This window comes from Luedemannella helvata (genome assembly GCF_039528415.1).
Taxonomy (GTDB): Bacteria; Actinomycetota; Actinomycetes; order Mycobacteriales; family Micromonosporaceae; genus Luedemannella; species Luedemannella helvata.
This window is the reverse complement of the sequence record NZ_BAAALS010000004.1, coordinates 25,369-38,687: the sequence shown is the minus strand read 5'-3', so window position 1 is coordinate 38,687 and position 13,319 is coordinate 25,369. Positions and strand designations below refer to the sequence as shown.

The 13,319-nt window shown below is 73.3% G+C and carries 7 protein-coding genes; 6 read left to right on the top strand and 1 reads right to left on the bottom strand.

The genetic code is table 11. The features are described 5' to 3' along the window. The first annotated feature begins 15 nt into the window (after positions 1-15). On the top strand, positions 16-309 hold the full coding sequence (locus tag ABD191_RS05120) for a WXG100 family type VII secretion target (protein WP_344077366.1): 294 nt from the start codon (positions 16-18) through the stop codon (positions 307-309). Positions 310-358: 49 nt separating this feature from the next. Here the strand turns inward: ABD191_RS05120 and ABD191_RS05115 are convergent, their stop codons facing one another. Next, positions 359-1,555 (bottom strand): S8 family serine peptidase, encoded by a 1,197-nt coding sequence (locus ABD191_RS05115; protein ID WP_344077364.1) that lies wholly within the window; start codon positions 1,553-1,555, stop codon positions 359-361. Positions 1,556-1,699: 144 nt separating this feature from the next. Here ABD191_RS05115 and ABD191_RS05110 point away from each other — a divergent pair, with 144 nt between their 5' ends. From ABD191_RS05110 to ABD191_RS05090, 5 genes are read left to right on the top strand one after another with little or no spacing between them, the layout of a single operon-like run. Further along, entirely contained in the window at positions 1,700-2,092 is a 393-nt protein-coding gene (locus ABD191_RS05110; protein WP_344077362.1) for a YbaB/EbfC family nucleoid-associated protein, read from the top strand. Then, positions 2,089-2,427, top strand: coding sequence for a hypothetical protein (locus ABD191_RS05105; RefSeq protein ID WP_344077360.1), 339 nt, complete (start codon positions 2,089-2,091; stop codon positions 2,425-2,427). Before ABD191_RS05110 ends, ABD191_RS05105 begins: the two co-directional genes overlap by 4 nt. A gap of 30 nt (positions 2,428-2,457) precedes the next feature. Beyond that, on the top strand, positions 2,458-11,367 hold the full coding sequence (locus tag ABD191_RS05100) for a toxin glutamine deamidase domain-containing protein (protein ID WP_344077356.1): 8,910 nt from the start codon (positions 2,458-2,460) through the stop codon (positions 11,365-11,367). Further along, positions 11,364-12,599 (top strand): hypothetical protein, encoded by a 1,236-nt coding sequence (locus ABD191_RS05095; protein ID WP_344077354.1) that lies wholly within the window; start codon positions 11,364-11,366, stop codon positions 12,597-12,599. The genes ABD191_RS05100 and ABD191_RS05095 overlap by 4 nt, the downstream gene beginning before the upstream one ends. A 4-nt stretch (positions 12,600-12,603) precedes the next feature. Continuing rightward, on the top strand, positions 12,604-13,275 hold the full coding sequence (locus tag ABD191_RS05090; RefSeq protein ID WP_344077352.1) for a hypothetical protein: 672 nt from the start codon (positions 12,604-12,606) through the stop codon (positions 13,273-13,275). Positions 13,276-13,319: the final 44 nt, after the last annotated feature.

Below are 13,319 nucleotides of genomic sequence, written 5' to 3'. Positions count from 1 at the left end.
TGAAGGGGACAGGACATGGCACAGGGCGACCTTGTCGTCAACTTCGCCGCGCTGCACGCCGCGGCCCAGGACATCGGCTCCACCGTGTCGAACATGAACAGCGAGCTTGACGGGCTCAAGCAGAGCCTGCAGCCGATCGTCTCGACGTGGGACGGTGACGCCAAGACCGCGTTCGCCGCGAAGCAGGCGCAGTGGGACTCGGCCGCGAGCGACATCAACCTGCTGCTGACGCAGATCCAGACGGCCGTCACCCGCTCCGCTGAGACCATGGAGGCCCGCGAGCGCGCCAACATGCAGCGCTTCGAGTAGGCATTCCGGCGAAGGCCCCGCGTTCCGACAGGTACGCGGGGCCTTGTTCTCATTCGGGTCGTGACGCGCGGGTCGGCCGCCAGCGCAACCGCCGGCCGCCGCGGATCAGCCAGGCGCTGAAGGCCAGCGCGGTGACCAGCGCCAGACCCAGCCCGCCGATGAGCAGCGAGACGTGGCCCAGCCGCTGCCAGTGCTCGGTGCGCGCCTGCCTGACGGGGTCGACCTGATTCACGGAGGCGCCGGGAAGCGTGGCCGCCTGGCCGCCGAACAGCGCTTCCTCCGTCACCGCCCGGTACGGGTCCACGATGCCCGCGCCGAAGCCGGGGCCGTTGCGCGCCGGGGTGGCCGTGGCGATGATGCGGTTGACGACCTCCGGCCCGCTCAGCTGCGGGCGCGCCGACCGGACGAGCGCCACGGTCGCCGCGACGAACGGGGCCGCGTAGCTCGTGCCACTCACCTCGATATGCCCGCTGCCGGGCGTGGCCGCGAGGACCTTGCCGCCGGGGGCGACGATGTCGACGTACGCACCGACCTGCGACTCCGGCAGGCGGGTGCCGTCCTCGTTGATGGCGCCGACGCCCAGCACCCCGGGGTAGGCCGCCGGATAGACCGGCGGGTCCACGGTCGTGTCGCCGGCGTTCGTCGGGTGCCCGTTGCCGGCCGCGGCGACCACGACGACGTCGGCCTTGATGGCGTCCTCGATGGCCGCGCGGACCCGCGGGTCGTCCTGGCGCATCACGAGTGAGATGTTGATGACACGGGCCCGGCTCGCGGCGGTGCGGATGGCCGTCGCGAACGCCGTCACGTCGGCCGCCTGACCCGCGCCGTCCGGTCCCCGGTCGGTGACCCGGACGGGCAGCACGCGCGCCTGCGGGGCCAGGCCCTGGAAGCCCACGTCCGCCATGCGCGAAGCGTTGATGATGCTGGCCACCGAGGTGCCGTGCGGCACGCAGCTCGTGGGTGGCGCGCCGAGGTAGTTGACCAGGGCCGAGACCCTCCCCCGCAGCTGCGGATGGCTCGTGTCGACGGCCGAGTCGAGGACGGCGACGGTCACTCCGTCGCCAGTGGACAGTGGCCACACCCGCTCCGGCGCCAGCATCCGCTGCGCCCAGGGCACCTCGCGTACCACGCGCGCGGGCTCGCATCCAGCCGCGTGGGCGGGCTGTGCGGGTAGCGCCACCGTCACCGCGAGCACGCCCACGGTCGCGGCTATCCCGCCCGTGCGCAGCAGCCGTCGCCCAGTCACGCCCACCGTCCGTTCACCGCGAATGTCGCCGGTGCATGCTACTCCGGCCATGCGGGCGTGGCGGGGTCGCGCGTGGCAATCGATGTCCGTAAGGTGGTCGAGCAACGACATTCACGTCGTCGACGACCTGGGGGAAACGTCACCGTGGACAACGCGGCGCTTCGAGCGCGCACCGACGAGCTGCTTGTCGAACTCGACTCGTTGCGCAAGGGCCTCGGCGACCTTCAGCAGACGCTGATGGCGGTGTCCGCGACGGTCACCTCGGACGATGGCCTGGTCAAGGCGACGGTCGGGCCTCGGGGCCAGCTGATGTCGCTGGAGTTGGACCCGCGCCTCTACCGCCGTCCCGACTCCAAGCAGTTGGCCGCCACCATCACCAGGACGGTGCAGGCCGCCGCGGCCAAGGCGCAGGAGCAGGTGACGGCGGCCCTCAAGCCGTTCATGCCGGAGGCCGACATCGCCAGCCACCTCAACATGGACTTCGCCGGCCCGATGCGACGGATGGACCACGAGCTCGCGGAGGTGGACCGCCCATGACGAAGCCGGAGATGACGTTCGTCAACCCGGCCGTCGCGGTCGAGGCGGCCGGTCGGCTGGGTTCCATCGGCGCGGAGCTGGTCAACCGGTGGGCGGAGCTGGAGGGCCGGATCACGGCCCTGCACGCGGCGTCACCGTGGGGCGGTGACGAGGTCGGCACGATGTTCAGCGAGAACTACCTGCCGCCTGAGGAGGACAAGGGCGCGTCCGGCGTCGTGAAGGGCATCGGTTCGCTCGCCAACGCCCTCAAGGAGCTGGGCCCACAGGTGATCCTCGCGGTTCAGGGCTCGGTTGCCACCGACGAGGAGGCCGGCAACTCCATGCGGCCCGCGTAGCTATCCCGGTTTGTCGGAAGGCGGATTCAGGTGGCGGTCTGGCGACCGGATTTTGGCGAGCACAACTGGGTGTGGGACGCCATCTGCCTCGTGGCCGGCGGCTCGGCCTGGCCGGAAGGTGACGAGGACAAGCTCCGCGAGCTGAGCGAGGCCTGGCGCGACACGGCCGCGCTCATCTCCGACATGCTCGGTGAGGCCGACCCCGCCGCGATCGACATGCTGGGCGCGTACGGTGGCGGCGCGGGCAGCGCGCTGAACGAGTTCTGGACCGAACTCGCCGTCGGCCCGGGCACGGGCTTCCCCGTGGTGCACAGCGCCACGTACGAGTTGGCCAACGGTGTCGACGCGATCGCGCAGGAGATCGAGTACGAGAAGCTCATCGTCCTGTTCAGCGTCATCATCGCGGTCATCTCGATCATCATCGCCATCATCATGGCGTTCTTCACGGCCGGCGGCTCCAGCGCGGCCGTGCCCGGCATCATCGCCACCGCGCGTCAGGTGGTCATCAAGGCGCTGCAACGGTTGCTCACGGCCGCCGAGAAGCAGCTGCTCAAGGAGGCCCTCAAGCGGTCGCTGACGCGCCTGCTCAAGATGGCCGCGCTGAGCATCGGCCAGCAGATGCTGCCGGAGCTGCTCGCGCAGGGCTACCAGATCAACCAGGGCACCCGCGACGAATGGGACGTCGACCGGATCAAGATGACCGCCCTGTCCGCGGCGATCGCCGTGCCGCTGGGCTTCATCCCGTATGCCGGGGCCAAGCCGGGGCAGAGCTGGTTCGTCAACCGCGGCCGCGACATGGCCTCCAACCTGCTCGCCGACTCGGGCGCGAGCTTCCTCGGCACGGGCCTCTACACCGGACAGTGGCAGGTCCCGACCGCCGGCCAGCTCCTCAACTCGGCGGTGTTCGGCACCGTGATGGGCATGGCCACGGACGGCGGCCGCGCCCTCGGCACCAACCTGCGCGACCTCGGTGGGACCCGCATCACCACCACCAACCTGCCCCCGGGGCCGACCTCGTCGGACCCCACGCAGAACAACAACACCGACAACGGACCGGTGCTCGGCGACCCCGACCTCGACCTCGACGTCGACCTCCCGCCCGGCGACAACACCTCGTACACGGGCCCGGTCACGACGTCCACCGGCCCGATCACGGCGGGCCTCACGGGCGACGGCCCCGGCCCCACCACCACGACGCTCGCCTCGGGGCCGACCACGAGCGGACCCAGCGGTGCCACCACCCTCCTGCCCCCGCCCGCCGACCTGCGCCCCGCGGGCAGCGACAACAGCCCGCCGACGACCCACACGCCAGTCTCGTCCACCACGGCGGCGCCGACCACGACAGCACCGGCGGGCCCGCCGGTGGGCGGCCCGCCGACGGGCTCGTCACCGACCGGGCCAGGCGGCGGCTCAGGCGGTGGGCCCGGCGGCGGCCCGGGCGGCCCCCACGGGCCGGGCGGCCCCAACGGCCCGGGCGGCCCCAACGGTCCGGCGAGCGGCAACACGGGCGCGGACACCGGCGGTCAGCCGACCGGAACGAACGGCACGCAGGCCGGCTCGGGGTCGCACCCGCCGCTCCCCCCGCCGGGCGCGCAGCCCATGCCGTCCGCACCCGTCGCCGACACGCCCACGACCAGCACCGGCGCCACGACAGCCCCCGGCGGTCCCGGCCGGGGCGACACGCCGCTGATCGGCATGCCACCGGCGACCACCGCGACACCCGTCGCCACCGGACCGGTCACGACGCCGGGTGTCAGCACGCCACACGGCGCCACGCCGCCGGCCACCCCGCCGCCGCTGGGCCCGCAGGCCACGACGGCCCCGCCCACCGCCACGCCACCGACGACAACCCCGCCGGCGACCCCACAGCCGACCGGGCCGCAGACGACGGCCCCGCAGACCGGCACGCCGACGACGAACACCGCGCCGGGAACGCGGGGCGACGCGCCGCCGATCGGCAGACCGGCCGACCCGCGCTCGGGACCGGCCCTACCGCCACCCGTCACCGGACCGGTCCACACCCCGCCCGCCAGCACGACGCCGACCGCCGGTGGGGCGCCGGGCGGGACGCCGGCGACCATCGGTGCGCCGCCGGCACACCACGGCGTACCCGTGGGCGCCACGCCGGCCGGGCCGGTTCCGGGCGGCGTCACCGCGCCGGACGGGCCGGCTGGCCCGCACGGACCCGGTGCCCCCCATGACCCCACCGGGCCCGGCGGGCACGACCTCGGCGGTCCGCCTCCGCCCGACGGCGGCTCCGGACCCGGTACGGGCGACGGCCCGCCCGTGCACCGGTCCGAGGGCCCGACCGCGAACGACTCCCACGCGTACGAGTCGCCGCCGGTCAGGTTCGACGCCGACCCGGCGACCCCCGAGGGACGCCGGGCGCTGATGGACGCGTCGGCGGAGCTCGCCGACGCCGTCCGCGACCTCGCCAAGGAACAGAGCCTCGGCCCGCGCCAGACGCCCCAGATGGCCGGCGCGATGATGTCCCCCGACGGCAGCGTGCACTCGCACACCAGCATGCGACCCGACCGCGGCGTGACGCCGCACCAGTACCCCGAGCCGCATCGCATGGCGCAGCAGGTGCTCGACCAGATCGCGGCGGACGCGGCCGCCCAGGGCGACCGCGTGCCCACCTGGCACGGCCACTGCGCCGAGGTCGCTCTCGTCTCCGACCGGCTCTACGCCCTGGAGGACGCGTGGCGGGCGGCCGGCGAGCCCGGCACGTTCGAGTCGTACGCGATGGACAACATCGGCGGCAGCGTCATCTCCACACACCGCATCGGCGACCTGACGATCGGCGACACGACGTACCCGCACGGCGAGCTGACCCCGCCGTGCACAAGCTGCGGGCCCTTCCTCGACGCGTTCGATGTCGGCCACGTCACCGACCCGCCCACCGGCGGCGGCACCCACCCGACGACCCCGCCGGCCGGCCCGCCCCCGGGCCCGCCGACCCACACCACACCGGACGCCGGAGACGGGACCGCGCCCCGGCTGACGGGCGAACTCGGCGCTGTCGGGCCGGGTCACCCCATCGACCCGACCCGGCCCTACGGCGTCTCCGACGGACTGCTCCCGCCCGACCCCGCCGACCAGGCGACCCTGGAAGGCCTGGTGCCGCGCGATGACAACGGTGCGCCGCGGGTGCACCCGGACCTCACCGACGGCACCTGGTTCGACCGGGTCAACGACGGCGGCCTGCAGGAACCCGGCCGGGCGAACAACTGCGTCGACTGCTCCCTGTCGTTCACGGCCACCTGGTACGGGGACCCGACGGTCTCCGCGCCCACCGCCGACCCCACCTCGGGCGGCGAGGGCGGCGGCCCGAGCCGCATCGAGCAGGTCCTCGACGCCCCGTTCGTCCACATGGGAGCGGACGCGAGCGCGCTCGGCCCGATCGCCGACCAGTTGCTGCAGGCGGGCCCCGGCTCGGCCGCGGTGGTCGCCAACTTCTGGTCCGCCGACGCGGGCGGTGGCGGCCACGCCTGGAACATGGTCAACCAGGACGGCACGATCCTGTACGTCGACTCGCAGGACGGCTCGGTCAGCGCCACCCCGCCGACCTGGGCCGCCGACTTCGACGGCGTGTGGGCGATCACGCTCGACCCGACCGGCCGCCCGTACGTGGCGCCGACGACGGCCACGACCATCACCCCGACGGCACACAGCACGACCGCCGGGACCACGACCACGGCGGACACGACGACCCGGCCGGACCCCACCACCCCGCCGCCGGACCCGACCACCGAGCCGGTCGATACCACACCGGATGCCACTGTTCCGGTCGACGCCGAGTCGGACACGGCTATTCCGGTCGACACGGTGACCGACCCGGCCTTGCCGACTGACGAGACGCCGGTTCCGACGCACGACGACCTGGACCAGCCGTTCTCGCTGATCCGGGACGCGCTGATGAGTGACGGCGACAGCCTCACCGTCAAGCCCGACGACGCTCGACACACGGACCCGCCCGTCCGGCAGGACGCGGCCGTGGAGGCTCCGCGGACGGAGCAGGCGGACGCGGCCATACCGGTTCCGCGGGAACCGGACGCGGACGCCCCGACGACCGCGCACGTCGACTCGGAACAGCCCGACGCCGAGCCGCCGGTCGCGGCGGACCACGACGCGGACGCACCGCAGCCGGAGCAGTCCGACGCTCCCCCGGCCGAGGACGCGGAGCTCACCCCGGACGTCGAGCCGGACCGACCGCCGGTGGCACCTGCCGTCGGTCCGTTCGCCGGGCCGGACCCGGCGCCGCCGCTGGCCGACACCCGCGTCGAGGGCCCGGGCGAACTCGCCCCGGTCGAGGACCCGCGGTTCCAGCAGGATGTCGCGGACAGCCTCCTCAGGCCGGACGGCAGCTTCGAGACCGGTGCCGATCCCTCGACGCATCCCTACGGCCAGCTCGTCAACGACGGCGGCGTCAACGTCCCCGGCCGCAGCAACAATTGCCTGGACTGCTCGCTGTCCGCGCTGTCGAGCTTCTACGGTCGACCCGAGGTCTCCGCGCCCCGCTGGCCGGACGTCCATCCGGACGGCACCCCCGACCGCACCTCCGGGGAGACGGGCGGAATCAACCGGGCGACGACCTGGCTCAGTGGGGACTGGGAGTCGGCGGGCAACCTGCCCGGCGGCTACCCCGAGCGCAATGCCCGCGTGGCCGACCAGTACGCCGCCCTGCACGACTCGATCAACCAGGCCGGGCCGGGCTCGGCCGCGCTGGTGGTGGTCGAATGGGTCCAGTTCGACATGACGACCGGCAACCCGGTGCACGACCAGAACGGGCAGGTGGTCGGCCAGGGCGGTCACGCGTTCGTGGTGGTCCACCCACACGACGGGCAGGGGCCCGTCTGGTGGGACCCGCAATCCGGCGACACCTGGTCGCAGCCGCCCGCCGACTACGTCGCGGGTACCCACACGATCTGGTCCATGCCGGTGGAGGGAAACTTTGGACATGACTCTGACGGAAGCGGAGGCGCGACAGTTGATCACCCGGCTGGCGGGCTCCAGCCGACCGATCACGCTGCATCCCTTCGAGTTCGGATGGGCGGCGACGCTGACGCTCTCGCCGGAGGACATAGCGCTGGGCAAGCACATCGGCCAGGGGATGTACATCATCGACCAGACGGGAGTGGTGACCGTCCAGCGCAGCCTTCCCGTCCCGCTGATCATTCGCCGGTACACGGAGGCGAGGCGGCAGGGGCAGATCACGGGTTGGCAGATCTGGCCCGAGTCGCAGACGACCAATCCGTAACCCACGGCGAGGGCACACCGCCCGTACCCGATGAGGGTTTCGCCGATCGCGGTGCGCCAGCGGACGACGTGGCCTGGTCCGGCGAAGGGCGGACGCTGACCGGCGAGCAGAACGCCGCCGCCGACGCGTTCCTGGCCCACGCGTACGCCGCGGAGGGGCAGATCACGCCGCGGATGCGGGAGCTGGCCCACGACCTGGGCGGGGAACTCTACGGCGAGGAGAACGCGCGCAAGGGGGAGGACTCGTTCAAGCGAAAGCTCGCCGACGAGATCTCCCTGGACCGGCGGCTGCCGCTCAGCGACCACCTCGCCAACATGAAGGACGCGGTGCGCTACACGATCGCGTTCGACACGGAAAGCTACGCCGCCGGTGCCCAGCGGACCGTGGACCACCTGCTGTCGGCCCGGGACGAGCATGGCCGGCCCGCGTACGAGCCGGTCAAGTTCAAGAACTTCTGGCAGAACTCCGAGGGTTACGTCGGCATCAACAGCTTCTGGCGTGACAACGCGACCGGCCAGATCTTCGAGCTGCAGATCCACACGCCGGACAGCTTCGCCACGAAGACGCGCACGCACGACCTCTACGGCATCGCCCGCACGACCGACGACCCGCTCCTGAGGCAGGACAGCGAGGACGCCGCCAACGCCCAGTTCGCCGAGGTGTCCCGGCCCGACGGTGCCGACCGCATCGGTGTCCCGGCGGACGCGTGGCCCCCGGCCCGGACCGCGCCGGCCGAGCAGGCGACCGTGCCGCGCCCGGAGGGCGAGCCGCCCACCAGCGGCACCCCGCCCGACTACGCGGACCGCGCCGGGCACCCCGACACCGACGTCACCGACGCCGACGTCACGGACGCCGCGGCCCGGCCCGACGCGACCCCGCCGTACCCGTTCGTGGACACCGCCGAGGCGGTCCGGCTCGTGCGCGACAACCTGCACGACACCCCCGCCGGGTACGCGTTCTATCCGCCCGGCGACCGGCTGGTGTCGTTCGCGCAGGCGGTGCCGGCCCGGCCCGGGGTCGTCACGTTCGACCTGCACGGCTCCCCGGACGGCTTCCACATCGACGGGCGGGTGCTGACGGGCGAGCAGTTCGCCCACGCGATCGACGTGATGCGCCAGGAAGGCCGCATCCACCTCGGCGACGGCGACCACGTCCGCCTGATGGCCTGCGACGTCGCCCGCGGCGACGACTCCCCGGCCGCCCGGTTCGCCCGGGAGTCCGGCATGGAGGTCACCGCGCCGACGGAGCGCGTGTGGACGAACCTGCGGGGCGAGGAGCGGGTCTCCTCCGCTGAGCTACGCGACGGCCGGTGGGTGCCCACCGAACCGGACAACGGCCGCTGGCGCACCTTCGACGCCGACGGCCAGGAGCTGTCGGCGCCGCCCACCGGGCCCGGCACGGCGCCGGACGGCCCCGAGGCCGCCCGGTCCGGCACGGACGACGTGCCCGACCAGCCCGCCGGGGACGACCCGCGCGGCCCGGTGCTCACCCCGGACGTGCTCGTCAGCGAGTACGGCATGCCGGTACGCAACCAGGAGGCGTTCCAGGCGTACGCGGAGCAGCACGGCTTCGTCATCGACGTACGCCCGACGAACGCGGCGGCGGTGCGCTGGCTCGACGAGGGCGCCATGCCGAAGCCGCTGGACATCAAGGCCAAGACGATCGACGAGCGCGACGTGCTGCTCGGCGCGCCGGCCGACATGGTCGGCCTGGTCGGGTACTTCGTGCCGGAGCTGCCGCCGCGACCCGACGGCATGTCCGACGAGCAGTGGAGTTCGGTCCAGAAGCGCTACGCCCAGCGGCTGAACGAGTTCGGCGAGCTCTCCGCGACGATGGCCCGGCTGGAGGCGAGTGGCCGGTTCGCCGTCTCGGACGGCGTGGTCTACGCCCGCGACGAGGCGGGTGGCCTGCGCCCGATCACCGGCGACCACGACATGTTCGACATCCGTCGCACGGACGGGTCCCGGCTGGGCCCGGACGAGTACAACGACGTGGTCGCCGAGCTGCGCGAGCAGGGCATCGGCGTGCAGCACGGCGCCCACATGTACTGGCAGCCGCAGAGCGACTTCGAACGCCAGATCCACGCGGACATCGCCGCGAAGCACCAGCCCGGCGGCGAGGAGGGCCTGATCCGCTTCGCGCCGGGCGAGCCGCCGCGCCTGGTCGACGCCTCCACCCCGGTCCACCAGGAGCAGGCGTCCGCCCCGCCGCGCGACCGGGACGACTCCCCACCCGGCGGGGACGAGTACCAGTCCCGGTCGGGCACGGACCCGCCCGCGGACGGTCCGGTCACGGCCGGCCGGGCGGCGCTGGACGACCTCGCCGCCCAGGCGAGCCGTCCCGGCGCCGACGAGGGCAGCACGGGCCGGGCCCGCGCGGAGGCGTACGTCGCCGCCGACCGGCACGGCCTGCTCGGCGACGACCCGGCCGCCGTCCAGCGCCGGGCCGCGCTGGGTGACCAGGTCCCCGAGGCGACCCGGCGGCTGCTGGACACCCCGCCGACCGACGCCGACCGGGCGCGCATGGACCGGCTGCAGGCGCGCGACGCCTTCGACCGCGCCGGGGCCCCCGTCGACCAGGCCGTACGCGGCGCCGACAGCCTGCGTGCCCTGCTCGAATCGGGCGTGCAGCCCCACGAGATCGCCCGCCACGCCGACCCGGAGACCCTGCGGCGACTGTTCGACCTGTCGGAGGCCCAGGCCCACGACCTGGGCACGCTGCTGAGTGACCCCCGGGTCGAGGGGATGCTGCACGACAGCTGGGGCAGCCCGCCGTACGACCCGCCGATCCTGGCCGAGTCCGTCCTGACCAGGCTGGGCGAGCACCCCGACGTGGTCCGGATGATGCTCGACGTCCCGGAGCTGGGTAACGCGTTGACGGCACGCCCCCTGACGCTGTGTCACCTGGCCGACCACCAGCAGGCGATCGACACCTTGCGGGAGGTCGCCGACGACATCCAGCGCCGCGGCCCACAGGCGGTCCTCGACGAGACGACGCCCCTGCGCGACATCGAGCTGTCCGAAGGGCAGCAACGCATCGTCGACGCGGCCCGGCCGGCGGAGGTCATCGAGAGCCAGTCCGGCTTCGATCAGCAGCGCAGGGGCGACGCCGGGTACCGCGCGGAATACGTGGACTCGCTGTACGTGCAGGCGGCACAGGCCCAGGCGGAGCTGACCGCGATGGCGGAAGCGATCGCCGGGGATGCCGGCGAGCCGGCCAGCCGCACGGAACCCAAGAACCGCCAACGGGCCGAAGACAAGATCGCCAAGTACGGCAACGACGCCTCACTTCTGACCGATCTCGCCGGCGCTAGGATCACGTATGACAGCCTGGCCGACCTCTACCGAGGGCTGGAGCAGGTGGTCAACCATCCAGGGGTTACCATCGTCAACCTCGACGACCGGTTCGTGAACCCCGCGGTCACCGGCTATCGGGACATTCAGATGAGCGTTCAGATGTCCAACGGGCACATCGCCGAGCTGCGGCTCCACCTCAGGGCCATCGACGAGGTCGCACACTGGGAGCACGCCCTGTACGAGGTCAGCCGTGACATCAGGGCCCTCAGCGAGGGTCGCCATGCCACGCCCACCGAGGAGGCCCTGAGGCACGGCCTGAGGCAACGGGTACGCGCGCTGTTCTGGGAGGCTCTCCAGCCCGCGTTGAGCGAGGAACGGCGATGACCGAAACCTTCCCCACGCCGATGTACTTCAGGTACTACAAGCTGCCCGCCAAGATCGTGCGTGAGGCTGAGGGCCTGATGACGTACCGGATCAACGTGGACACCGGTGGGTGGCGGAAGGCCAACGACGTCCTCGACGAGCTTCTTTTCGCCATGGGCGGCGAAACGGGCCAGGTCACCCGCGACGAGTTCGTCCAGCAGGTGGAGTGGGCGCGGGCGCGTTACCTGGCGGGCGACGGGCCGGTCTTCGCGCTCTACGACACGATCCGGGCGATCGAGGAGGCGGCCGCGGCGCAGCGCCGGCCGCTCAACCCCACCGAGAAGGCCCTCGTCGCCGGTACGCGCCGGCGCACGTACGCGATGTTCGAGGCCGAGCTGGCCCGCCAGGGTGACCCCGGAGCAGATCTTGAGGCCGCCCGGGAGGGCGGCTGGACCGGCGGCGAGTCGCCCAGCGTGCGCGCGGAGATCCTCGGCGAGGGTGAGCGCCTGCGCGCCGACATCGCGGCGGCCGCGCGGGGCGGGAGCGCCGACCGGGAGGCCGTGAACGCGGCCCGGGAACGGCTGCGCCAGGTGCGGGCCCGCTACCGCGACTGGCTGCCGCGGGTGCCGGTGTCACGGTGCCCGGACACCGGCGAGATCGTCGAGTGGCCGCTCGACAATGTCGACTTCGACGGCTGGTTCTGGGAGTACCACAACCCGACCCGGGTCACGCCCAAGCTACCGGCCAGCTGGCGGGCCATGACCGGCGCGGTGCGCCTGGCCGACGCCGTCGCGGACGCCCCGTTCATCGCCAAGCCGGGACCCGAGGTGCCCTACGTGCTGCCCCGGATCCTCAACAGGCCCGACGCCCGGGCGGTGCTCGCCCAGGTCCCCATCGGGCCGCACACCGGCTGGGCCATCACCTACCACGCGCCGCGGCGCCTCGGCGTTTCGCTCGCCAACACGTGGGGCGCCAACAACTATCCCGTGTACGACGACGACGGTACGTGGCTGGGCTGGGACGAGGTACCCGAGTGGCCCGCCGACAACGACTACGACCTGCGCCCGTGGGTACTGGCCGGCAAGCTGCTGTGGATCGCCCCCGGCGACGAGACGATGACCCTGCGCCAGGGCGTCGACGGCTGCCCGTACCTGGAAATGTCCGGCCGGCACGAGTACGGCATCGTCGAGCACGGCGAGGTGCGCTACCCTCCGCTGCCGCCCAACCTGTCCCCCTCGCCATGGAACGGGTGACGACATGAGCCCCTTCCGGGTCACCCCGGTCTTCGACGCGGTCGACGGCGACGGACCCTACTTCTCGCCGGACCGGCGCCGGGTGCTCGACGGCGCCGAGCGGGCCCGGCTGGTGTCGTACCTGACGGACGCGCCGCTGGTGGTGCGGGCGCACGGGCTGGAGCCCGACCCGCTGGACCCGTCGGCCGGGCGGGTCGTCCCGATCGGGTTCCAGACCGACGGCGTGTGGATCTGGCAGGAGGCCGCCGCCTACTACCTGCGCCGCTACGGCATCGCGCCGGAGGACGACCTCGTCGCGCACATCGAGGCGGCCGGCTACTCGGCGCCCACGCAGCTGCCCCGGGAGGTGCTCGACGCCGCCGCCGACGCCGCCCTCGGGCCGGCCGGGCCGGCACCGTCGGACGTGCGGCGCGACCTGCGCTACTTCGCGAACGTGACGTCGGGGCGCCCGGCCGACGACCCGGGCGGGCTGCTGCGGCAGTGGCATCAGACCTGGCACACCGGCGACGACGTGCGCGTCGACCAGATCTGCGACCCCGGCCTGCGGTGGCGCAGCACGGGCGCGTTCGTCGCCAACGCGCGCAACGGCGAGCACGACTTCGTGGAGATCCCGCAGCGCCTCGCGGCCCGCGTCCTCGACCGCTGGTGGGCCGAGGAGCACACGGACGTGCGCTAGCCCGCCGACCGGGAGCCCGTGACCCAACAGTGATCATCGTCATT